Consider the following 22,125-nt stretch of genomic DNA (forward strand, 5'->3'; position numbering starts at 1 on the left):
ATAGTGAGAAAAAGAACCATATACGCCTCTCGATCAGGCACGAGATCCGGGTGTTCAGAGCCGTTGATCTCGGTTTTAGTGCTTGAATTGGTCTGTGCGTGCGTTGGTAGTAGCGCCGTCGAAACAAACAGCGCAAAAAAAATTCATGTAGAACCTTGCTGCCGCACCTTGTCCTAGTTTCAGCATAGATTATGTTCTTTCAAGAGACTGATTGCTTCGCACCTCTGGTCTGCGACGGGCTCAGTATGCGCAAGAATAAACCACTTGTCAAGCGATTTCTTGCGGTATGCGCACTTACATGATTGAATGGCGGAGCTAATTTACGGGGAATTGCAATGATGAGTGGATCAATATATATCAGTCTTGATCGTGAGGGTTGCTGCCGTCCGAGCACATCACGCCAGGGCTCGGTTTTTCTGCGGAATCCCGATTTTGGGCCGCTTGGAATTGACTGGCTGTTGGCGGACTTAGCACGCAGGAGTTCTCCGCGCGCATCCAGTCGCGGCACAGATTCACTTGGCACCACCATAGACTTATCCCGTTCACGTGAAAAAAGAGTGGCTGTGGTCCAGGAAGAAACTCCATGTTTTGCATTCGCACTTGCGAGCCACGAGGGCCCATTCTGGGCGGCTCGAAGGATAGATCCGATCCACGGTTCCGGATTGGGCATACTAGGCACTAGGCCAATGCCCAATCCGAATCTCTCTCCCTCGCGGCGTAGCTTTCTCCAGCTCACGGCAACCCTGGCGAGCGTTTCCGCCCAGACGCCGAAATCGAATCTGCTCTATGTCGGGACTTACAACCAGGCCGACGGGCCGGAAGGAAGTCACGGCAACGGCAAGGGGATCCATCTCTTCCAGATGGATCCGGCCACCGGCGCCCTCACCGTGCGCGACGTCCTCACCAGCGTCCCCAACCCTTCCTCGCTGGCGCTGCACCCGGACGGCAAGCACCTCTACTCGGCCAACGAGGTCGCGACCTCGAAGGAAGAGAAGGGCTCCGGGTCGGTCAGCGCGATGTCCATCGATCGGGCCACCGGTCATCTCACCGTTCTCAATACAGTCAGCTCGCGCGGCGCCGGACCCTGCCACCTCAGCGTGCACCCTTCCGGCAAGTTTGTCTTCGTGGCGAACTACCATGGCGGCACCGTGGCCGTCCTTCCAGTTCAGGCCAATGGGTCACTCGGCGCAGCGACCGACGTCAAAGAAGGGCAGGGCCAGCTTGGGCATCTGCCGGCCGCCAGCGCGCCTCCTGGCAGCTTTGCCATCAGTGGGCACGATCGCACGCACGGCCACATGATCCAATCGGATCCGTCTGGCAAGTTCATTGTCTCGACCGATCTGGGCCTCGACCGGATCTGTGTCTGGACGCTCAATGGCGGGAAGCTCGTGCCCGCCGCGACACCCTACTTCCAGGCACCCTCCGGCGACGGGCCGCGCCACTTCGCCTGGCATCCCAAGGGCAAGTGGTTCTACAGCATCCAGGAAGAGGCCTCGACCCTGATCGCCTTCGACTACGATCCGGCGACGGGCAAGCTCGCGGCGAAACAGACCCTCAGCTCGCTGCCCAAGGGCTTTGCCGGGACCAACTACACGTCGGAGGTTGCGGTCTCAGCGGATGGCCGTTTCCTCTATGCCGCCAATCGTTTGCACGATTCCATCGCCGTGTTCGGCATCGGTGCGAACGGGACGCTCTCGTGGGTGGGCGAGGAGTGGACGCGCGGCGACTATCCGCGCAGCTTCACGCTCGATCCCAGCGGCCGGTTCCTGTATGTCTGCAACCAGCGCGGCGACGCAGTGACGTGCTTTAAGATCAACGCGCAGACCGGGTTGCCGGCGTTTACGGGACAGTACACACCCGTGGGGACGCCGTCGATCATTACGTTCCTATAGAGTTTCAGCAGCGGCCAGGTCTTCCGGCCGTCCAACATCGCGCCAGGCGCCTTCGATCGCCGAGATCCGCACTTCGCGGCCCTCGTCGAGCATCATCGTGAAGATGGACGTCAGTTCATACTCGCCGCGCGGGGACTTCTCGAGACGGTCCAGGTAGGGGAAGACCTGAGGACTCATGGAGTACAGGCCCGCGCTGTTCCACCTGGTTGTGGACGTGCCCTGGGGAGGCTTCTCCACGACCCGCGTGACCACGCCCTGCTCTTCGTAGACTGCCGCCCCCTGCCAGGGGTCGTCGACGTCCTTCACGCCCATCACGGCCAACGTGGCCGGATGGTCCGTCAACGTATTCGCGCACAGCGTATAGGCCGGAGGCGGGCAGAGGATGTCGGCGAAGGTCAGCAGGAACGGATCCTGCGCGGCAAAATCGCGGGCCAGGCGCGTGGCCGAGCCGGTGCCGTCCAATGACTCCTGCACCCGGAAATCGATGGGCAGGCGCCACTGCCCGAAGTACTCCTCGACCATCTCGCGGCGGTAGCCGGTGACGACCAGGAACCGCTCGACGCCGACGGAGGCGAGTCCGTCCAGGACGTGTTCCAGCATGGGACGCCCGCGCACGGGCAGCATGGCCTTGGGCGTGTCGACCGTGTATTCACCCATCCGGGTACCGCGGCCCGCGGCGAGGATCACCGCTTTTCGAATCATGTTCAAACTCCTACAGATACAATGCACCAGCGCAGGGCGTGGCGGTCAGGAGGTGTACTTCCGGCACGAATCCAGACCGCTTTGAGTAGTATCGTTCGATGACGCCGGCGCGCACTTTCTCCAGGTCGGCTGTGCGGCACAGGATGACGGCGCAGCCGCCGAAGCCGGCTCCGGTGAGGCGGGCGCCCAGGGCGCCTGAGGCGCCGGCCGCGAGTACAAGTTCGTCCAGATCGTTGTTGCTGATGCGCAGGTCGTCGCGCAGGCTGACGTGGGAGGCGTTCAGGATGCAGCCCAGGGACTGGCCATCGCCCTCTTTCAGGGCCTCGACGGCGCGGGTGACGCGGCTGGCTTCGGTGATGACGTGGCGGAAGCAGCGCTGCTCGGGATCGCGCAACCGGCTGGCGGCCATGGACTTGAGGTTGCCCACGGAGTGCTGGGCGAGCGCCTCGCCGAACGAATCGAAGCCAAGCTGGCGCAGGCCGCTGGAGCCGGCGGTGCGGCGCGCGTTGTACTCGGCGCGGACCTCGCCGGATTTCTCGGCCGTGGTGAGGCTATGTGCAACGAGGAACGAGAGATCCGCCGGGATGGGCACCGGAGTGGCGGACAGCGGCGCGAAGTGGATGAGCAGGGCGGCGCCCTCGCGGCAGGCCAGGACGGCGGCGTGGTCCATGCCTCCGCCGCGCGTGCCCACGAAGTACTCGCCCTCGGGCAGGATCTCCATCAACTCCTCGAAGTTCGCGTCCAGGCCATTGGCCCGGAGCAGGGCCAGGGTGATACCCGTGAGCAAGGCTGAGGACGAGGACAAGCCCGCGGCTGGGGGCAGGTCAGAGACTACGGCGACGTCGATGCCGTAGGACAGTTCCCACTTGTGCTGCACGGCCTGGGCGGCGGCCTTGATGTAGTTCTCCCAATCGCCGGCGGCGGAGGGCTGGAGGCGGGTGGTCCACTCGAATTCGCGATCGCCGAAGACGTCGGAAGCGGCGCGGATGTGGCGGTCTTCGCGGCGGCGGAAGGCGAGATGGATGCGCCGGTCGATGGCGATGGGCAGCACCGGCAGCAAGTGGTAGTCGATGTGTTCGCCGATCAGGTTGACGCGGCCGGGGACAGAGAGGCAGGCCGAAGAACCGGGGCCGAAGCGTGCCGCGAGCAGCGCGGCGGAATCAGGAGTGGGCATGGTTCACCTAGAGAGTGGCTCGACCTTCGTAGAAGTCGCAATGTCTTTGAAATCCCAGGCGTTGGTAGACGCGTTCAGCCGACTGGTTGGCCTGGTGGACGGAGAGCACGATGGTCTCCATGCCTAGGCCCAGCAGTTCCTGGACCAGGGCGGTGGTCAGGCGGGTAGCCCAGCCTTGGCCGCGGTGGCATCTTCGAGTGTAGACGTTTCCGATGGCGGCCACATGGTCCGTGGTGGAGACCAGGTGAGTTCCGGCGACGGCCGCCAGTTCGGCGCCGTGCCAGCCGCCGATGAAAACGGCCTGTTCCAGCATCGACGGGAAGAAGAATTCGGGCGCCTCGCCGGCGGCCTCGCCATCGGCATAGAGATTCTCCAGGGCGGCCAGGTCGGGCGGCCCCAGGCGGACCGCGCCGGTGGTGTCTCCGGGCTGGAAGCGGTTTAGATCCAGCGACATCCGCCACATGGGCTTGAGGTAGGCCATGCGATAGCGGCGTTCCAGCAGCGGGATCACCGGGGGCTGGACCTGGAGGATGTAGGACTGCTCCCGAGGCAGTTCCCCGGCCAGGTCCGCCAAGTCCTGGTCCTGACCCTGCATCCACAGGACGGGGGTAGGGAATTCGCGGTAGATCAGGGCCGTGGCATTGCCTGCCTGGAGCCACGAGCTGTGCTCGAAGTAGCCGTCCGCCAGGTCGCCGAGCGCGTAGGCGGCCCAGGGCGTATCCCGCTGGAGCCGGGCCCGGATCATGGGTTTTTCAGAAATCTGAGGCATGCGTAGAGGGCAGTCACAAGGGTACCGTATTTTTTCTCGCCTTGTCTTTTGAAGAGGATAGGGCGAAATCGCAGGGTAGGGCGAGCTGAATTTTAGAAACAGTGTGTATCTTCTGCCGTGGAGGTTTGCATATGACGGAGAGGATTTATAAATTGCAGCCGGACCGGACGGTGCAGCTGCGCGGTTTTGATCATCTGGGCGCATCGGCGGCGGTCCATCATGCGACAGCGAGCGGGTTCTCGGTGTCGGGCCATTTCCGGGACGCGGCGGATTTCGCGGTGGTCGTGTTGTACGACGCCGATAATTTCTATGAGCATCCGGATTTAAAGTACCTGCCGGATTTCCGGTTTGACGGGCTCAAGCTGGATTTCGACGTGACCTATTCCGGGCTAATGCCCCTGACGTCGAAGAAGTACCCGACCATCGACTGGCCGTTCCTGGACGTGGAACTGGCGAGCGGGGGCCGGCAACAGGTGCGGTTGTCGGACCACGCGACTGTGGTGGAGACACCCGATGCGCCCGCGCGCGCCGAGTTCAAGATTGCGGGCAAGGACCTGGATGCGTGGGACCGGGTCACACTCTGGTATCAGAACTACGCATTCGACTACATCGTGCCGGGCCAGGTCCGCAGCGAGCACGAGATCTTGGCCGAGGGGGAAGGGCATATTCATTCCGTGGTGATCCGGGACCGGGGCTACGGCTATGAGGAGTTCAAGGGCGACACCGCGGCGGAGGTGGTGGCGGAGCTGATCGACAGGATCAACGGGGTCACGCCGGGGTACGAAGCCGATCCGGAAGTCGTTGCCTCGCGAGGCAGTGAGCCGTGGATGATCGACCTGGAGCGGCGCCTGGACGATGGGACGCGCGTGCCGGTGAACGTGGACGGCGGCTTTGCCGAGTACCTGTATCACGTGAAGGAGTCGACTGTCTGCCGCGCGCTGCGGGACCAGATCAACGGTGCAAGTTACGACACAGCATCGACTTACGCGCTGCGAGCCGAGTTGGACGGCAGCACCTTGCGGATCGAGACCACGGAGGGCGGCTACGACGCGAACTTCCTGCGGATGTACTGTACGTCGAAGAACTCGCGCCTGACGGCGGGGCCCGGCCACGTGCAGTTCGCGGGCGGCACGTCCACGGCGAAGCTGCACATTTCATTGGACTTCGGTGCGCTGGGGCTGAAGGAGGTGCGGCAGATGTGGCTGACGCTGGCTCCGCGGCTGGCGGACAGCCAGGAGTATGAAGCGTCGCCGTGGTCGGCCAAATTCGAGAACTGGGCCGTGACCGGACCGGAGGAGCTGCGGCGGCTGCAAGTGGCGGGGCCGGACAGCGTCCGCGTGGGGACGTTGGACAAACGGTGCCTGTACGAGGGGCCCTGGCAGCCCGAGTCGGGCTTCTTCCTGGACAATTGCGCGCGGGTGACGAGGACGGCCGGGGCGTCGGTGACCGTGCGGTATCACTGCGACAAACCGCATGATTTGTGGCTGGGGACTTCGCTGTACGGGGACCGGGGCGGCGTGCGGGTGGAGGTGGATGGAGTGACGGCGGGGGACGTGCATACGTTGCTGGGGTCGGAGCCGGCCGTGGTGACGCGCCGGCCGGCGGTGAGAGGGGTGGCGCCCGGAGACCATGTGGTGCGGCTGACGGCGCTCTCCGGCTCGCCGTTCTACTTCGATTTCCTGGAGGCCGTGGTGGCCGGCGACGTGCCGGACGCGGCCCCCCCGAATGCCTTTCCTACCCCGGCGCTGGACTATTCGACGGACCATGCGTACAAGCTGCCGCCTGCGCGTATCTTGTGGATTCTGGATAAGTTAGGCGCGGTGGGGCCATTGAATGAGTACCTCGGGATCTTCTGGTGGAACGAGCGGAAGCGCGTGGGCGGCTCGATGCCAGGACTGTGCCTGGAGTTCAGCGGCGAGTTCAAGCCGGGCGACCAGGCGTTCGTCGATATCGGGGGGCAGAGGTGTGGCAAGTCGGTGCTGTCGGACGAACAACCGGAAGCCGTGGCGCTGCACTTCGCCTACCTGATCAACGCGAATTATGTGGGTGTGCGGGCGGCTGTGGATCAGGCGAAGCTGTGGATCTGGCCGCGATCGGCGTCGGCGGCGTACGAGTTTCCAGTGAAGGCGTGGGTGGAGCGGGCGGCGGAGTCGACGGCGGTGGTGAGCGGGTCTCCGGGGCAGTTGACCGGCGGAGCGATGGGCGACTGGGTGGTGGACGAACTGGCGGAGCACGCCTTGAACGAGGGGGCGCGGGCCTGGCACTCCGACTTCTACCGCCTCTGCGCGGCGTCGGGCCGCGAGGTGACGACGTCGGTGTCGATGGAACTGGTGAATCCGCCGCCGGGATTCGCGGCTCAGTATCCGGACGGAAAGGCGGTGCTGACGGACATGAGCTTCGGGGGGCTGAGGTCGTCCCACTGCTCGTTCTCGCCCGGGATGCAAGCATTTCAAATCCGGGTGTTTAAGGAGCTAGCCGGGCTGATGTCGGCGGCGGGGCTGACGCCGGATCTGCAGATGGGCGAGTTTACGTGGTGGTACTTCACCAATCGCACCCCGGATAATCCCTTAGGGGGGATGGCTTACTACGACGCGGCCACGACAGAGGCGGCGGCGGAGGTTCTGGGGCGTGCCTTGCACCGGTTCGAAGGGCCGGACGACGACCCGCAGGTGAATGGGGGCAAGGATGTGTTGTTTCTTCGGAACAGGTTACGGGCCCATGCGGCGGCCATCGGCGATGCGTTGAGGAAGGCATTCCCCGCCGTAAAACTGGAGATACTTTTTCCAAACGACGTCAATCATCCTAAGCCAATCGGAATCCATCAGTTAGGCGGGCGGCTGAACCGTGGGGTCAACCTGCCGGACGAATGGGGTACTAAAGATTCATCCGGCTTCGACCGATTCAAGATTGAAGCATTGGACTGTGGTGCGTGGTCCAGAGACCTGGACTTGGCTCGAAGTTGTATGCGGCTTCCGATTGAGCTTGGCTGGCCGCCGGGCGCCGTTCGAGCCATGATCCCTGTGTTCAGAGGCTCGTATCCGTGGTCCCGGGAGGTTGCCTATGCGAAGGACCTCGGGATGGACTGTACCAGTCTCTGGGCCTTCGATCATGTGTGCCTCTATGGGATAGATTTGTCGGCGCTGGGTGTGGGCCGAGCGTACCGATTCCGATGAGCAGGCCGGTTGGTTAAGGGATTTTAGGATCCCTGGTGGGGTGGCCAACCCTGAGGCGGAGGAACTTTTGCACCTAGTGGGGTATGAACCTACAAGGTCACTGGTACTATTCGCTAGTTAGCGGAGAAAGCGGATGCGTTGTCAAAGGTGCGGGAAACCGATCAGCCCGCTGAGGCAATTGACGGACCGCGAGTTCTGTTGTGAAGGCTGCAGGAAGCGGGGGCCGCGTGCCTCAGCTTCGATGATGAGGGACTTGGAATTCGAAGAAGATCCATTCTGGGATTCGAATCGATCAGGGGCTCAAAAGCAGCCGCAGCAGGGTAAGTCGTCCAACACTGCCTTGGCAGGAGCTGTGTTCGGGGTTCTGGCCGCCATGTTGGGTCTGCGGTTGTTGTTCCCCGACAGCAACGCAGGCGGCGGGCCCAGTCCTCTGGCTACCACTGCGCCCACCACTTTGCCGAGCACAGGGGACAGCCGGGACTTGTCGCGGCGGTCCAGTTTCTCGAACAATTGGTCGAGCTGGCTGCAAAGCCATATGCCCGGCGAGCAGCCGTTGCAGGTAAAGTCGGATTTCCGCAGCCGTCTCTCGGAGTGGACGGGTGGGAGCACCGGTTGGTCGTGGAACGGCAATGCGGTATCCCCGGGCAAACTGAGGTTATGGCGGCCTACGTTGAACAGCAAAGACTACGAACTGCAGTTCCGGGCCTCCATTGAGCGCAAGGGGATGGGCTGGGCCTTCCGGGCGCGCGACACGGACAACTACTACGCGACCAAGATCCTGTTGTCGCGGCCGGGCGAGGTCAGCGGCGCGAGTATCGTGCGGTATGGGGTGTTGAACTCCTGGACGTTCGACCGGGCGGAACTTCCGCTGCCGGTGGTGCTGCAGAAGGACCGGCGGTACAACATTACGGCGATGGTGCGGGGGAGCCGCTTCACGACGCTGATCGACGGGCATGTCGTGGATGAGTGGACGGATTCGCGGCTGAAGTCGGGCGGCGTCGGGTTCTTTGCCGATGACGGGGATTCGAGCGCGATCGAGTGGGCGGATTTCCGGGAGCAGAAGGGCTGGCTGAGCCGGTGGCTGTCGGCGTCGTTATTTATCTCGCCGAACCTGATGGTGCCGTAGGGCCGGGCTCAAGTTGGAGCAAAAGCGATGGCGGCTGGCAAGCTGGCTTCGGAAGTAGACACCAGCGGGTGCGTGGCGCCGCTTAGGCAAGCACCCCAATGCCCAGTCAGTTTTCCGGTGGATCACAGAGGCCTTAGGCTTCGCGCGGACAGTCATTCAAGGTTGCGTTGGGCCGTCCAGAGTGATTCAGAAATCCGCGAGACACTGGATCTGAATCGTCCGTCTACCAGCCCAAGCCAGAATTTGCCAGCTGCGAAAGTCGCTCAATATCGGTTTCGACGATCGAGTCTGCAATCTCGCAACGTGATGGGTCCAGCGCTTCCGTGCCGATCTCCCTCAAATACTCATGAACGGCAGCGGCCTCGATCAGGATTTTGCCCGACCCGGCCCAATGACGGTCTTGCCCGTTCCTTTTTACGCCGGAGATCCAGAAGGACTCGCGCGTTTCCACATCGACATAATTGCCTCCGGACGATGCGCGTCGTTGACCTTTGAGTTTCACGAGCCCGCGACCATTGAAATATAGGGTTCGACCCGATTTAGACGGTCTCACGAAACCAATCCAGGCCGGACCATTGTCCGAAAAGCCGCTCTTTAGCTCAACGTACTTGAGAAGCTTCACGACCGAATTATTGCACGTTCCAACGTGGCCGCAAACGATGAATCGACCTGCTATGCTTGTGCTTTCCAGACCAGCCATGGCCATCCAAAACCTCTCATTCCTGGTCGCCGCCCTAAATCCCCCCGAGCAGCTGGAGCTTGCCGTAGTGCCCGTCATTGACGGTCTCCTGCTCGCAGATTTGGTGACGGAGTTTGAAGCCCGGTTTGGCTACCAGCCGGCCGGTGGATACGGCGGAGTTGTATTTGCCTTCGGTAGTATTGACCCGTTGGACAACTTCCTTGGCATCTCCTCGGAGACCTTCCTGCTGGGGTGTGATTGCGGTGAACTGGGCTGCTGGCCTCTGTGCTGCTGCGTCCGGCATGAAGGTGAAATGACCGAATGGACGAATTTCTCGCAGCCGCACCGACCGGATCGTGACTATTCCGCTTTTGGGCCTTTTCGCTTTGAAGGGCGTCAGTACCGCGAGGCGATCTCGTCCTTATCGGCGCAGCTTGCATCCAGCCGTCCGTGACGAGAGACCATGCCCGAAGGAGCCGTGCTCCAAAGCTCGATCGAAAAACTCTGGTGTTCTACGCCGCCGGTGAGAGCTGGCTACAACTGGGGATTCGGCCGGTCCATTGGGGTCGAGAGAACGATGGACGTCACGGTGGGCCCGAACAGACTGAACTTCTGAATGAGCTGTTCCAGCTCCGCCACGTCGCGCACCGAGGCTTTCAGGACGAAGGCTTCCGCACCGGTGACGTGGTGACATTCCTCTAAACATGGTTCGAGCGGTACGATGCGCAGGAACTTCGGGTACTCCTTGGGCGGGACTTGGACGCGCAGGAAGACGCGCAGGGGCCGGCCTATCGCCGCGCGGTTGATGCGGGCCGTGTAGCCCTGAATGATGCCCTGGTCTTCCATGCGGCGGACGCGCTCCGCCACGGCGGGCGGGGTGAGCTTCACGCGGCGGCCGAGTTCAGCGAAGGGCATGCGCGCATCCTCCTGCAACAGTTTCAAAAGCTCCCAGTCTCTGGCGTCCATCGATTCCATGGTGTTTCCTCCATTCGGCTTACGATCCCGTCTGTTCAAAACCGCCCTAAGTTCCTAACATACTGCCATGGACGCATTTTTCAAGGGAATTGTGCTGGGTTTCTCGATTGCGGCTCCGGTGGGTCCGATTGGACTGCTGGTGCTGCGGCGCTCGCTGGCCGGGGGGATGCGGGCTGGCTTCATCTGTGGCCTGGGGGCAGCGGCGGCGGATCTCTGCTACGGCGCACTGGCCGTGTTTGGCGTGACGCTGCTGGCCTCGTGGCAGCGGCCGGCGGCTCTGATTGGCGGGTTGATGCTGTGCTGGCTGGCGTGGCAGACGCTGCGGAGTGAGCCGGGCGCGCAGGCGGCCCAGGGCTCGGGCTTTTGGTCGACGTTTCTGCTGACGGTCTCGAATCCCATGACGATCCTGGCGTTCGCGGCGATGGTGGCTGGTCTGGGCGCTGCCGCGCCGGGCTGGTTCATCGGCGGGGTCTTTGCGGGTTCGATGCTGTGGTGGGCGATTCTGTCGACGGCGGCCTCGCTGCTGCGCCAGCGGGTGACGCCGGTGGCGTTCCTGTGGATCAACCGGGTGGCCGCGTGTGTGTTGTTTGGGTTTGGGGTGAGGGCTCTGAGCGGGCCTCTGCTGGGGGCATAGGTCTTTGAGGTCGCGGGTGGCCCTGCTTGGTTTGCGGGTTGGGGCGGGTGCGGGATCGGGGGATCCCGCGCGGACCAGGGGGTCCGCCGTCCCAACGGGGAGGTCGCGGTTGTAGGATGGCCTCTAAGCCCTGAGCCCTGGTCACCAATCGCTGCGGGCTTGTGCGCGGGCCTCTCAGTAGATCGGGATTCTTGCACCTTGGGTGACGTTGGCCGTCAGGCGGCCTACGCCGTCGATGCGCGATTCGACGACATCTCCGGCCTTGATGCGGGCGCCCTTGGGGCAACCGGTGGAGATCAGGTCTCCGGGCTCCAGTGTGAAGAAGTCGCTGTGGAAGCGGACGAGTTCGTAGGGCAGGTGCCGCATGTGGTGGACGAAATCGCGGGAGCAGATGCCGCCGTTGTGGCCGGTGATCACTTCGAGGGCCGCGACGTCGGGGACTTCATCGGCCGTGACGATGACGGGTCCGAAGCTGAAGAAGGTATCGATGGACTTGGAGCGGGTGAGGTAGCGGGTGTTCTTCGCCAGGACATCGAGGGCGGTGAGGTCGAGCGTGGTGGTGTAGCCGAAGATGACCTCGGGCACGTGTGCGGCCGGGACGAAGCGGCAGCGGCGGCCGATCACCACCCCGAGTTCGCCTTCGGCGTCGACATCGTTGGAGACTTCGGCCGGGGGCAGGACGATGTCGCCTCCGGGAGGGAAGAGGCACGAGGCGGGCTTCATGAAGCTGCCGGGCTCTTCGGGCTGGACGGCGTTGATGTCCTCGGCGTGGCTCTTGTAGTTGAGGCCGATGCACCAGATCTTGGGCGGGGTGAAGGGTAACTGTGGCGTGATGCCGGAGAGCGGTTCGCCTTCGATGCCGCGCAGGTCGTGGAGGGCGCTGAGGTCGCCGGACTGGATCAGGCTGAGCAGGTCAGCGGGCAGGGCCGCGCCGCGCTTCGCGTTGATCTCTTTGAAGAGGACGGCGGCGCCGTCGTGGAGCACGGCCGGACCGTGCTGGGTGTTCATCAGTTTCATAAGCTTCTCGCGATGTCGACGAGGTCGGAAAACAGGCCGTAGGCGGTTTGATCGAGGCCGGGCTTGAGGGTGAAGACACCGAGCTTGCCCATGAGATCGGTTTCGAGCACCAGAAGGTTGGAGGTGCCGCGCATGGAGGCGAGGATGTCGTCCTTGTCGAGGACTTCGGCGCGGACGCGGAGTTTGACGGCTCCGGCGGCGCGTTTGGCGCGGGCGACGAGGGCGACGGTCTTGCCGGTGGCCTGGATCTCGGCGAGCTTCTCGGGCGTGAGTTTGCCGATGCCGCGGCGGTCGACCTGTTGGGGGGTGACGCGGGCGTCCATGATGACGTTGGCGAGGGCGGCGGCTTTGCAGGCGGAGTCCCAGCCATCGATGTCGAAGACGGGATCGGCTTCGGCGATGCCCAGGGTGCGGGCCTCGGCGATGCCTTCGTCGAGTGTGAGGCCGCGGCTCATGGCGGCGAGGATCACTTTGGTGGTGGAGTTGAAGACTCCGGCGAAGCCTTCGATTTTGACCCCGGGCAGGTTGTTGCGGACGAGGTTGTAGACGGGGGTGCCGTCCATGGTGGTGGCCTCGTAGCGGAACTCGAGTCCGGCGCGGCGGGCCTCCTCGTGGAGGGCGGCGGAGGCGAAGGCGACGGGTCCTTTGTTGGCGGTGATCACGTGCATGCCGCGCTGCAAGGCGGTGCGGATGTGGGTGATGGCGGGCTCGCCGGATTCCGGGTTCAGCGGGGTGAGCTCAAGGGCGATTTCGGCGCGGGCGTTGGCGAGGAATTCGTCGACGGTGGGGGCGGCGGGGCCGAAGGCGGGCTCGACGGGCAGACCCTTCAGATCGTAAGCCGAACCGTGGCGGGCGGTGTGGACCGCCACGATTCGGAAGGGATAGGCGGAACGTTTCTGTTCGAGGAGGCGCGCAAAGGCGCGCCCCACATTGCCATAACCGATGATTGCGACTCTCAAAACTCTAGCTTCTCAATGAGGGCGTTGAGTTCAGTGTCGAGGGTTGTGTGGCGTTTGCGCAACTCGCTCTGGCGGTCGCGGAGCTGGGCGAGGGTGGTGTCGAGCTTGGCGAGTTCGGCCGCATAGCGATTCACCTGGGCTTCCTGGCCGGCGATGCGGCTGAGGGAGTTGATGTTCTGGCGGATGCGCTCCTGGTCGCGGCTGATTTCCGCGGTCTGCGTGTCGATCTGGCGCAGTTCGTTGTCGGCGGAGGCGATGTCGGCCTTCTTGGCGGCAATGGCTTCGAGCTGTTTGCGGGCCGCGGCGGTGAGCTGCTTGTTCTGGATGTAATCGGCCAGGACGTCCGGCGTCAGCGAACTGACCATGATGGTCTGCTGGAGTTCGCGTTCCTGGACGACGGCGAGCTTGGCGTTGCCCTTGGCGGCGAGCTTGATGTTGAAGCGGTATTTGTTGGCGCTGGTCTCGTCGGCCTTGGGGCTGAGGAGCTTCTGGGTGGGATCGACGGGGTGCTCGATGACGAGGGTCTTTTCCTTGGCGTCTGCGTTGTCGATGGTGTAGGTCGTCGTGGTGACGATGGCGCTGTTGGTGATGAGGATGCCGCGGTTGGCTTTGAAGGAGCGGACGAGGTCGCTGGTGGTTTCAAAGTTGGTGGTGACGCGGGTGCCCTGGTCGACGGAGTAGCTGATGAGGCGCTTTTCGCCGGCCTTGAGGGTTTCCATCAGCGCTTCGCCGGAGTAGCCGCCGGCCTGGTAGACGGTGATGGGGCCGCCGTCGAGGGTCTTGCCGGTGATGTTGGTGATTTCGGCGGCGTTGCGCGGGTTGAGCTGCGAGCGGTCCGAGTAGACCAGGAGCTTGCGGGCGCCGATCTTCTGCTGGAGGAAGGGGAGGAGCATGGACTCGCCCTTCTTGGCGGTGACGGGCGTGGAGAAGCGGTATTCGAAGAGTTCTCCGGCCTCGCGGGCTTCGGTGTTGATGTTGAGCATGCCGGAGCCGGCCGAGAAGGACAGGGACTCGGGCGCGGGCGCGGGGGCCATGGCCATGGCGGGCGCGAAGGCTCGATTGGACTTGGCGGCGCGATCGGCTCGCATGCCGCCGACGGCGACTCCTTCCGCGCGGGCGTCCGCTTCCTTCTTCATGGCGCTCTCATAGAGGACGGGGGCGACGGGCTGGTCGTCGGGCAGGGAGACTTCGGGCCGGGTGAGGAACTTGGGTTCGTAGAGCCGGCTGATGAAGGAGACAGGGCGTCCGCTGACGACGGTGAGGTCGACGTTCGTCCAGTCTTCGCCGGAGGCGTTGTCGACGATGGCCCAGCCTTCGAGGGTGGAGTCGCCGGTGTCGGCCAGGGCGAGGCGGTAGCTGGACTTCCAGACCGCGGCGGGGATGAGGTAGCGGGCGATGAGTTTGCCGCCGGCGGCGGTGTCGATGAAGACGGCGCGTTTGTCCTTGGAGCGGGACTGGGCGATGGCGGCCAGGGCGTCGACGAACTGCTGCTGGAGCTTGGCGTCGGTGAGTTTCAGGCCCTGGGCGGCTTCGAGATCGATGAGGCGCATTTCGCCGGAGTCGGTGAGGATCGACAGTTCCTGGCGCTGGCCCTGCTGGGGCAGGGGCGCGAGGCGGCCGCTGATGATGACGCCCGTGAGGGCGACGCCACCGTACTTGAGCTCGATGTGGGCGCCGCGCCAGCGGTCGAGGAGCTGGACGAGGGGCATTTCCTCGCGGATCTGGATGCCTTGTCCGGCGAGTTTGCGTTGGAGCGGTTCGCTGAGTTCGTAGCGAATGCGCGAGACGCCGCCTTTGGCATCGACGACGAGCGACTTGAGGACGTCGTCCATCTCCGAGGCCTGGAAGTCGAGGCGGCCTGGTTCTCCTGCTTTTACCTCCCCCGCTCGCTCATAGTAAGCGACTCCGTTCTTGTAAAGGATGACCTTGGTCACCGGCAAATCGGCCGCCTGCATCAGGCTGGCTGAGAGTACTGCGGCGAGCGCTTGTTTCATGACGCCTCCCCTATCTAGATGGTATGTTCAGAGGGCGCACTCATGGCGAACCTCTCGCTACTCCTGGTGGACGACGAACTTCCGCTGCTGAACCTGCTCCGCAAGTATCTGGAGCGGCAGGGCTATACGGTCGACGTATGTGAAACCGGCCAGGCTGCTATCGATAAATGCCGCCAGTCCCCGTGTCCCTTTCAAATAATCGTGCTCGATTTGAAGCTGCCGGACATGACGGGTGAGGCTGTGATGGAAGTGGTGCTGCGGGAGTCGGCCTCCGTACGGATTCTGATTTCCAGCGGGTCGCCCTTCAGCAACGAAATTCTGGATCCGGCGTTGCGGCCGCGTGTGGGCTCGCTGTTGAAGCCGTTTGTGCCCAGGCAGTTGCTGGCGGCGATTGCCGAGTTGGTGCAGGTGGCCAAGGCGGCGGGGCACAGCGGGTAGGTGGGCTGCCTCCTCCTCGCTGGAACAGGGAGGGAGGACTTCATTGATACAGGCGATGTTCGGGGTCAACCCAGACCACAAAGAACGTCTGGTCGATGAAGAAGCCATGGACACGCCCATGCTCATTGCTGGATACCTCGAATTGCCAGGCCGGCAAGCTTCGTAGCTGGTCGTTGAGGCAGCGGAAACCGCCTGGTTCTGTGGTCGCGTTCCAATCCAGCGAATGGCAGCGAAGGGACTTGGATTTGTTGTGCTTCAGTTCGCTCACCTTGAAACCGTGCAGGGCCTTGAGCCGCTCCAGCAGCTTCGATAGGTAGCCCTCCCTGCACCGGTCCAACGTAAATTTGGGATTGGTGGCCAGGTCCAGATGCTTGAAGGAGAACACAAGGGAATCGTCAAACTGCTTGACTTCCGGTTGCGGAATCTTCCCGTGTGACTTGGGGATCCCCGGCCTGATTTTACCCATTCATCCGCGAACGGTAAAACGCCTTCATGTCTTCATGCGAGATCACAGCGTTGGACGGCTCGTCGGCCGGGATTCCAGCCCGAGCGTTTCTCCATGGGGCTTCTTCGTGGGTCAAAAGCTCAAGACCATACGCGGTCATGGTTCCGTAGGTCCCCATTACCTCTTCCAAGTGCTCATTCGTTCTCTGGTCCAGCGCTGGAATGGCAGGAGTGTCCTCAATCGGCTTCCATGCCCAATCCTTGTAGTGCTGATATACCGACGGCACAACTGGTCCGTGCACCCAGGCTTGAATCGGATCCCTGAAAAGAGGCTCGTCATGGATCGCCAGGTGCCAGGCCTGAGCGTAGTACAGGAGTTTCTGAAGCTTCAGATTTGACACAGGATCGCCGTGCTGGTGCGAGAATGCAACGACAAAATCAGCAGCGGCCTGGGCTGTAATCACGCGGCTCCTTTCTTCAATTGCCATGCTCATGCTACTGCAGCCGCCTAACGAGCGCAATCAGCCACTTTGCCTATCCATACTGGCCACAAGGGGGATCTCCCGGGCAATAGGCTGCGGACAACTGGAGGCCTTCCGGCCAATAATAGTTCCGAATTGCCAGTGGCTTCGGCTTTGCTCAGTCCAGCATCAGCATCAGTTTATCGACGAAGTTCTCCTCGTCTTCGGACCAAAGGATGCGGCGGTCGATGATCAGCTCGTTTTCGATGTCCTGGGCCAGGTGCAACATGCTGCGGATGTTGGACTGCACCGGACGAAGCTGGTCGCTTTGCGGCTGGGGCAGGTAGAGCTGCTCGGGTCCAAAGTCGACCCTCGCGTGTTCGCCCCGGCCGCTGTCAAACTCCGGGCCGTAGATCTCGATCGTGACGGGGGAGGGCTTCAGTTCCCAATCTCCATCCCATTGATAGAGTTCCCAGCGGGTTTCAATCTGCAGGGCACAATCGTCGTGGAGAAAGTCCTGGGCCCGGGTGGCCAGGCCTTGCGGGTCGAGTTCGCCTTCGATGTATTCTTCCCAGAGCGGCGGCTCGCGGAAGCTGAGGGCGCAGACACGAAAGATGCCGCCTGGGGCCAGGCGGGAGACCGGCAGAACCCCCAACGCCTTCTTCATGTACAGAGGAAGGGCCAAGGTGGAATAGTTCTTCAGCCAGAGAGAGAGGTAGAGGGGATCACCCATTACCTCCATTGTAAAGCGGCGGGGCGGATTAGCGAACTTCCTCGATCTCCAGGGAGATCGCTTCCCATTCGGCCAGGACCGCGTCGAGTTGCTTGCGGCGCTGGTCGAGGAGTTCCATCTGGCGGCGGGTCTCCTCGGCGTTGACGAAATCCTGGAGGGCCTGTTCGAGCTGGCCGATTTCGGCTTCCAGCTCCATCGATTTTGCTTCCAGCTTTGCGGCCTTGTCTTCCAACTGCTTCACTTTCAGCGGGTTGAGGCGTTGCTTTCGCGCCTCTGGCTTGGGGGCGGAAGGATCCTCGACGACTGCCGCGGCGACTGGAGCCGAGACGACGGGGGAGCCGCCGGCTTTGCGGTATTGGTAGTCCTCGTAGTTGCCGGGGAAGACTTCCACTTCGCCGTTGGCGATCTCATAGACCTTGGTGGCGAGCTTGTCGATGAAGTAGCGGTCGTGCGAGACGAAGACCACGGTGCCGGTGAAGGCCTGGAGGGACTCGAGCAGGACGTCCTTGGCGCGCAGGTCCAGGTGGTTGGTGGGTTCGTCGAGCAGCAGGAAGTTGGACGGGTTCAACAGCATGCGGGCCAGGGCGTAGCGGTTGCGTTCGCCGCCGCTGAGGACGCCGATCTGCTTGAAGACGTCGTCTTCGCTGAAGAGGAAGCAGCCGAGGAGGCTGCGGAGCTCGGTGACGGTCTTGCCGTTGGCGACGCTCATCAGGTCGTCGAGGAGGCGCGAGTCGGTATCGAGTTCCTTGTACTGATCCTGGGCGAAGTAGTCGGGCTGGACGTTGTGGCCGATCTTGTAGTCGCCGCGGGTGAGGGATTCGGTGCCGGCCAGGAGCTTGATGAGGGTCGACTTGCCGGCGCCGTTGACGCCGACGAGGGCGACACGCTCGCCCCGCTCGATGGCGAAGTTCACTTTGTCGAGGATGACGCGGTCGCCGTAGGCTTTGGAGACGTTGGTGAACTCGGCGACGACACGGCCGGAGGCCTTAGGCTGCGGGAAGGAGAAGTGGATGGCCTTCTCCTCGGGCGGGATCTCGATGCGCTCGATCTTCTCGAGTTCCTTGATGCGGGACTGGACCTGCTTGGCCTTGGTGGCCTGGTAGCGGAAGCGGTTGATGAAGGCTTCGAGCTGCTCGATGCGCTCCTGCTGATTGCGGTAGGCGGCTTCGAGGAGGGTCAGGCGCTCGGTTTTCTGGGAGAGGTAGCGCTCATAGCCGCCGGTGTAGAAGTGGAGGTTCTTGTTCCAGAGTTCGACGATTTTGGAGACGGCGACATCGAGGAAATAGCGGTCGTGGGAGATGAGGACGAAGGCGTTGGGGTAGTTGCCGAGGTACTCTTCGAGCCAGTTGCGTGCTTCGAGGTCGAGGTGGTTGGTGGGTTCGTCGAGCAGGAGCAGGTCGGGCTGTTCGAGCAGGAGCTTGGCGAGCGCGATGCGCATCTGCCAGCCGCCGGAGAAGTATTCGGTGCGCTTGGTCCACTCTTCCTTGGGGAAGCCGAGGCCGCTGAGGACGCTGCCGACCTTGGCTTCGAGGGCGTAGCCGTCGCGATTGCGGAACTGGGAGTCGAGGTGGCCGAAGCGGTCGGTGGTGATGGCGTACTCTTCGCTCGTAGGGTCGAGCTCGCTCATGGCGTGGGCGAGCTGTTCCATCTCGCGTTCCATGTCGCGGATGTGGTCGAAGACGGAGAGGCACTCCTCGAAGACGGTGCGGCCGGAGAGGCTGAGGCCATCCTGGGGCAGGTAGCCGGCGGTGATGCCTTTCTGGGTGGTGACGTCGCCGGAGTCGATGGTTTCGAAGCCGGCGAGGATCTTCATGACGGTGGACTTGCCGGTGCCGTTGGCGCCGACGAGGCCGACGCGGTCCTGCGGGGTGATGAGCCAGTTCACCCCTTCGAAGAGGAGCTTCGGACCGAAGCGTTTACTGGCGTTTACGAGCGAAATCATTAATTCGGGAACTCTCTTGTCAGCGCGCGGCGTGGCGCAGGATGCGGCCTCCGCGGGCGTCGGTCAATTTGCCGTCTTCCACCATGACGATGCCGTTGACGAGGACGAAGTCGAAGCCTTCGGTGTACTGGTGGGGTTGGGTGTAGGTGGCTTTGTCCTGGACGCGCTCGGGGTCGAAGACGAGGATGTCGGCGGCGGCGCCCTCGCGGAGGACACCGCGGTCCTGGAAGTTGAAGGTGCGGGCAGGCAGGGAAGTCATGCGCCGGACGGCGTCTTCCCAGGTGAGGACTCCGCGTTTGCGGACGTATTCGGCGAGGACGCGGGCGTTGGTGCCGTAGGCGCGCGGGTGGGGCATGCCTTCGCCGAAGATGCGGATGCCGCCGTCGCTGGCGATGCCGGTGTTGGGGTAGCGCAGGATGCGCAGGATGTCGTCGTCGCCCATGGAGTGGTAGATCATCTGGGCTCCGCCGGCGGCCACCATTTCGAGGATGGTGTCGATCTGGTTGGCGACGGTGGGCTCCTGGCCGCGCAGTCTGGTGACGTCGACTATGTTTTTGCCTTCGAACTCGGGGTTGGGGGTGTAACGGGCGACGATGGCGTAGCTGTAGTCGGCGTGGCCGAGGTCCTTGATCATGCGCTCCATCTGCTCGGCGATCTCCTTGCGGGAGCCGGGCGTGGTGAGGCGTTCCTTGATTTTGGCCTGGCCGTCGGCGAGGGCCCAGGAGGGCAGGGTGATGCCGAGGTTGGTGGACGAGTGGTCGTAGGGGTACTGGTCGACGACGACGTCGACGCCCTTGCGGCGGTAGTCCTCGACCAGCGCGAGGGACTTGTCGCTCATGCCCCAGAGGCGCGGGGTGTCGATCTTGAAGTGGGAGAGCTGGACGCGCATGCCGGCTTCCTGGCCGACGCGGGCGGCCTCGTTGATGGCGTCGAGGATTTTGGCTCCTTCGTCGCGCATGTGGGAGGCGTAGACGCCCTGGTAGGATGCGGCGGCGCGGGCGAGGTCGACGACTTCGTCGCTGTTGGAATAGGTGCCGGGGATGTAGATGAGCCCGGTGGAGAAGCCGACGGCGCCTTCCTGCATGGCCTCGTGGATGAGCGCCTTCATCTTGGCGATCTCGTCGGGGGTGGCGGGACGGTTCTCGGTGCCCATCACCTGGCGGCGGACGGTGTTGTGTCCGATGAGGGAGGCGAGGTTGAGGCCGAGGCCTTTGGCTTCGAGGGACTGGAACCACTCGGCCATATTGACGACGGAGCCGCCGCAGTTGCCGGTGACGATGGTGGTGACGCCGTCCAGCAGGTAGTTATCGCCGCGCGGGACCTTTTCGACGGCGCCCTCGACATGCGTATGGACATCGATGAAGCCGGGGCTGACCAGGCGGTTGCGGGCGTCAATGACACGGGCGGCGGTGGCGGCGGGCAGGGCTCCGATGGCGGCGATGCGGCCATCCTTGATCGCGATGTCGGCGCGGAACCAGGGATTACCGGCGCCATCGAGCAGGCGGCCGTTGCGGATGAGCGTGTCGTACTGAGTGGGCGCTGCCGCGGGCTGGGCGTGCGCCAGCGCTGCGCTGAGCAGGAGGAGCGCGGGCAGTCTCCAGGATGGGTTCATGGATCGATTCTCAGGCGGCCAGCGGACCGCAGAAGAAGTCGAGCGAACGGGCGATGAAGGCACGGAGTTCGCTGCGCTTCACGACTGCGTCAAGGAAGCCGTGCTGAAGTACGAATTCGGAGCGCTGGAAGCCCGCGGGCAGCTTCTGGCGAATGGTCTGTTCGATGACACGCGGACCGGCAAAGCCGATCTGGGCGCCGGGTTCGGCGATATTGAGGTCGCCCAGCATGGCGAAACTGGCGGTGACGCCGCCGGTGGTGGGATCCGTCAGCAGGCTGATGTACGGGACCCTGGCTTCGTCCAGTTTCATCAGGGCGGAACTGATCTTGGCCATCTGCATCAGACTGATTGCGCCTTCCTGCATGCGGGCGCCGCCGGAGGCCGAGACGATGATGCAGGGCGACTTGTCGGCGATGGAGCGTTCGATCATGCGGGTCATCTTCTCGCCGACGACCGCGCCCATCGAGCCGCCGATGAATTTGAGTTCCATCGCGCAGACGTGGACCTGGCGGCCCTGGATCTTGCCGGTGGCCGAGATGACGGCATCCTTCATGCCGAGGCTCTTCTGCATGCCGGCCAGGCGCTCTTTGTACGGCTTGGAGTCGACGAATTCCAGCGGGTCGGCCGACATCATGCCGGCGTCGTGTTCCTGCCACTGGGCGCCGTCCAGCAGATAGTTCAGGCGTGTACGGGCATCAATGCGGAAGTGATGACCGCATTTCGAGCAGCACTGCAGGGTCTCTTCGAGGTCTTTGCGCCAGATGATCTGACGGCAGCCGTCACACTTGATCCACAACCCTTCGGTGCGGATGTGACGCTCTTCCTCGCTTTTGACAGCGGTGACTTTCTTCTGGAGTTTGAACCAGTCCATGGGTGGGCGCAGTCCGCCTCAAACCACCGTAACAAGTCGGGGCGGGTGTACTCAACTGCCATTCTCGGCGATACTGTCCCCTTGAAGCTGTATTTGTATTTCATCGGCAAGCCGCGGGACGTGCACTCGAACGGCATGGCGCAGGAGTTCGTGAAGCGGGCATCGCGGTATATGGCCTGTGAAATGAGAGAGATCCAGCCAGGAAGGTTCGATCTCTTCGCGCGCCATACGACGGCCCGCAAGGTGTTTCTGGATCCGGCGGGCAAGCCGATGGACTCGCAGGCTTTTTCCGCGCTGGTGGGCAAAGCGGAGTTGGAGGCGCGGGACGTGGTATTTCTGATAGGCGGGCACGATGGGCTGCCGCCGGAGTGGAAACCGAAGGCGGACCTGCTGCTGTCACTGTCCCAGATGACGATGCCTCACGAACTCGCCCGGGCCGTTCTGGCCGAACAGATTTACAGGGCGCTGACGATGTTGCGGGGGCATCCGTATCCACGCTGAAGTTTCTCGAAGTTATCGTTTAAGTACAA

The 22,125-nt window shown here is 63.1% G+C and carries 21 protein-coding genes; 7 read left to right on the forward strand and 14 right to left on the reverse strand.

The window, feature by feature from the left end; all coding sequences use genetic code 11:
* The first annotated feature begins 686 nt into the window (after window positions 1-686).
* Window positions 687-1,892 (forward strand): lactonase family protein, encoded by a 1,206-nt coding sequence (locus tag IRI77_RS30100; RefSeq protein ID WP_194448657.1) that lies wholly within the window; start codon window positions 687-689, stop codon window positions 1,890-1,892.
* On the opposite strand, the gene IRI77_RS30105 is transcribed toward IRI77_RS30100, so the two are convergent.
* The 3 genes from IRI77_RS30105 to IRI77_RS30115 are packed head-to-tail and all read right to left on the reverse strand — an operon-like array spanning window position 1,887 to window position 4,537.
* Window positions 1,887-2,594, reverse strand: a complete 708-nt coding sequence (locus IRI77_RS30105) for a nucleotidyltransferase family protein (protein WP_194448658.1) — start codon at window positions 2,592-2,594, stop codon at window positions 1,887-1,889. The genes IRI77_RS30100 and IRI77_RS30105 overlap by 6 nt on opposite strands.
* Before the next feature lie 10 nt (window positions 2,595-2,604).
* Window positions 2,605-3,768: a galactokinase gene (locus IRI77_RS30110; RefSeq protein WP_194448659.1), complete on the reverse strand. Its 1,164-nt coding sequence runs from the start codon at window positions 3,766-3,768 to the stop codon at window positions 2,605-2,607.
* A 7-nt stretch (window positions 3,769-3,775) separates the two neighbouring features.
* Window positions 3,776-4,537: a GNAT family N-acetyltransferase gene (locus IRI77_RS30115; RefSeq protein ID WP_194448660.1), complete on the reverse strand. Its 762-nt coding sequence runs from the start codon at window positions 4,535-4,537 to the stop codon at window positions 3,776-3,778.
* A 131-nt stretch (window positions 4,538-4,668) separates the two neighbouring features.
* On the opposite strand from IRI77_RS30115, the gene IRI77_RS30120 reads away from it, so the two are divergent.
* Entirely contained in the window at window positions 4,669-7,710 is a 3,042-nt protein-coding gene (locus IRI77_RS30120; protein WP_194448661.1) for a non-contractile tail sheath protein, read from the forward strand.
* A gap of 535 nt (window positions 7,711-8,245) precedes the next feature.
* Entirely contained in the window at window positions 8,246-8,836 is a 591-nt protein-coding gene (locus IRI77_RS30125) for a hypothetical protein (RefSeq protein WP_194448662.1), read from the forward strand.
* 223 nt (window positions 8,837-9,059) lie between these two features.
* Here IRI77_RS30125 and IRI77_RS30130 read toward each other — a convergent pair whose 3' ends face one another.
* Complete coding sequence (locus tag IRI77_RS30130; RefSeq protein ID WP_228486393.1) at window positions 9,060-9,458, reverse strand: hypothetical protein; 399 nt, start codon at window positions 9,456-9,458, stop codon at window positions 9,060-9,062.
* A gap of 52 nt (window positions 9,459-9,510) precedes the next feature.
* Here IRI77_RS30130 and IRI77_RS30135 point away from each other — a divergent pair, with 52 nt between their 5' ends.
* Window positions 9,511-9,969 carry a hypothetical protein gene (locus IRI77_RS30135; RefSeq protein WP_228486394.1) on the forward strand — a complete coding sequence of 153 codons (459 nt, stop codon included), beginning with the start codon at window positions 9,511-9,513 and terminating at the stop codon, window positions 9,967-9,969.
* An 80-nt stretch (window positions 9,970-10,049) separates the two neighbouring features.
* Here the strand turns inward: IRI77_RS30135 and IRI77_RS30140 are convergent, their stop codons facing one another.
* Window positions 10,050-10,481 carry an Lrp/AsnC family transcriptional regulator gene (locus IRI77_RS30140; protein ID WP_228486395.1) on the reverse strand — a complete coding sequence of 144 codons (432 nt, stop codon included), beginning with the start codon at window positions 10,479-10,481 and terminating at the stop codon, window positions 10,050-10,052.
* 76 nt (window positions 10,482-10,557) lie between these two features.
* Here IRI77_RS30140 and IRI77_RS30145 point away from each other — a divergent pair, with 76 nt between their 5' ends.
* The gene (locus IRI77_RS30145) at window positions 10,558-11,124 is read left to right on the forward strand and encodes a LysE/ArgO family amino acid transporter (protein ID WP_194448665.1); all 567 of its coding nucleotides are present in this window, start codon (window positions 10,558-10,560) and stop codon (window positions 11,122-11,124) included.
* Window positions 11,125-11,298: 174 nt separating this feature from the next.
* On the opposite strand, the gene IRI77_RS30150 is transcribed toward IRI77_RS30145, so the two are convergent.
* The 3 genes from IRI77_RS30150 to IRI77_RS30160 are packed head-to-tail and all read right to left on the reverse strand — an operon-like array spanning window position 11,299 to window position 15,094.
* A complete protein-coding gene (locus IRI77_RS30150; protein WP_194448666.1) occupies window positions 11,299-12,141 on the reverse strand; it encodes a fumarylacetoacetate hydrolase family protein in 843 nt (280 codons plus the stop codon).
* Complete coding sequence (locus IRI77_RS30155) at window positions 12,138-13,100, reverse strand: homoserine dehydrogenase (RefSeq protein ID WP_194448667.1); 963 nt, start codon at window positions 13,098-13,100, stop codon at window positions 12,138-12,140. Before IRI77_RS30155 ends, IRI77_RS30150 begins: the two co-directional genes overlap by 4 nt.
* Window positions 13,097-15,094 carry a DUF4139 domain-containing protein gene (locus IRI77_RS30160; protein ID WP_194448668.1) on the reverse strand — a complete coding sequence of 666 codons (1,998 nt, stop codon included), beginning with the start codon at window positions 15,092-15,094 and terminating at the stop codon, window positions 13,097-13,099. Before IRI77_RS30160 ends, IRI77_RS30155 begins: the two co-directional genes overlap by 4 nt.
* A gap of 42 nt (window positions 15,095-15,136) precedes the next feature.
* Between IRI77_RS30160 and IRI77_RS30165 the strand changes: the two genes are divergently transcribed.
* Window positions 15,137-15,532, forward strand: a complete 396-nt coding sequence (locus IRI77_RS30165; RefSeq protein WP_194448669.1) for a response regulator — start codon at window positions 15,137-15,139, stop codon at window positions 15,530-15,532.
* A gap of 40 nt (window positions 15,533-15,572) precedes the next feature.
* Here IRI77_RS30165 and IRI77_RS30170 read toward each other — a convergent pair whose 3' ends face one another.
* The 6 genes from IRI77_RS30170 to accD all read right to left on the reverse strand — a co-directional run bounded on the left by IRI77_RS30170 (window position 15,573) and on the right by accD (window position 21,595).
* Window positions 15,573-15,998: a hypothetical protein gene (locus tag IRI77_RS30170; protein WP_228486396.1), complete on the reverse strand. Its 426-nt coding sequence runs from the start codon at window positions 15,996-15,998 to the stop codon at window positions 15,573-15,575.
* On the reverse strand, window positions 15,991-16,464 hold the full coding sequence (locus tag IRI77_RS30175) for a Panacea domain-containing protein (RefSeq protein WP_194448670.1): 474 nt from the start codon (window positions 16,462-16,464) through the stop codon (window positions 15,991-15,993). Before IRI77_RS30175 ends, IRI77_RS30170 begins: the two co-directional genes overlap by 8 nt.
* 151 nt (window positions 16,465-16,615) lie before the next feature.
* Window positions 16,616-17,170, reverse strand: coding sequence for a hypothetical protein (locus tag IRI77_RS30180; protein ID WP_194448671.1), 555 nt, complete (start codon window positions 17,168-17,170; stop codon window positions 16,616-16,618).
* 28 nt (window positions 17,171-17,198) lie between these two features.
* Window positions 17,199-19,112 carry an ABC-F family ATP-binding cassette domain-containing protein gene (locus IRI77_RS30185; protein ID WP_194448672.1) on the reverse strand — a complete coding sequence of 638 codons (1,914 nt, stop codon included), beginning with the start codon at window positions 19,110-19,112 and terminating at the stop codon, window positions 17,199-17,201.
* Between the two features lie 19 nt (window positions 19,113-19,131).
* On the reverse strand, window positions 19,132-20,724 hold the full coding sequence (locus IRI77_RS30190) for an N-acyl-D-amino-acid deacylase family protein (protein WP_194448673.1): 1,593 nt from the start codon (window positions 20,722-20,724) through the stop codon (window positions 19,132-19,134).
* A 10-nt stretch (window positions 20,725-20,734) separates the two neighbouring features.
* Window positions 20,735-21,595 carry an acetyl-CoA carboxylase, carboxyltransferase subunit beta gene (gene accD / locus IRI77_RS30195; protein ID WP_194448674.1) on the reverse strand — a complete coding sequence of 287 codons (861 nt, stop codon included), beginning with the start codon at window positions 21,593-21,595 and terminating at the stop codon, window positions 20,735-20,737.
* 81 nt (window positions 21,596-21,676) lie between these two features.
* Between accD and IRI77_RS30200 the strand changes: the two genes are divergently transcribed.
* A complete protein-coding gene (locus IRI77_RS30200; RefSeq protein ID WP_194448675.1) occupies window positions 21,677-22,096 on the forward strand; it encodes a 23S rRNA (pseudouridine(1915)-N(3))-methyltransferase RlmH in 420 nt (139 codons plus the stop codon).
* The last annotated feature ends 29 nt before the right edge of the window (window positions 22,097-22,125 follow it).

Origin of the sequence: Paludibaculum fermentans (assembly GCF_015277775.1) — a bacterium.
GTDB classification, from domain to species: domain Bacteria; phylum Acidobacteriota; class Terriglobia; order Bryobacterales; family Bryobacteraceae; genus Paludibaculum; species Paludibaculum fermentans.